At 57.8% G+C, this 377-nt stretch carries 1 protein-coding gene; it reads right to left on the reverse strand.

From position 1 onward, the window contains the following. A partial coding sequence (locus ACR6JA_RS23035) for a lysozyme family protein (RefSeq protein WP_494599826.1) occupies positions 1–377 on the reverse strand: 377 nt, incomplete at both ends.

A 377-nucleotide genomic window follows, 5' to 3' on the forward strand; every position in this document is an offset into this window, starting at 1 on the left:
CTGGCTTTTGAGTGTCGGCTGTTTGAGCGGTATAGGCTCGATCGCAGGAACCACTACGCCAGCGGCCTTGCCTGCGTGGGCGAGGAGCTTGCCGACGTAGCCATTGGTAAGCCCCGCAGTGAAAGAGCCGGTGTTATACGCCGACAAAGTGGCTTGCAATGCCCGTTGCGGATCCCCTGGGTAAACCTTCAAAGCACGAACGTAGTTGCTTTCAAGTAGCTCGCCGGCCACGGCCAAATTCTTGCAGCCGTCGAATACCTCTTCCAGAGTCAGGCCCAGGGCGGCCCGGTTCTTGGCGCTAATTTGGCCATATCCCAGGTCAATGGAGTAGCCAGCCATTTCTAGCGCTTTGGCGGTGACAATGGCCTCATCCTTGG

Source organism: Cedecea sp. B1(4), from assembly GCF_059414925.1.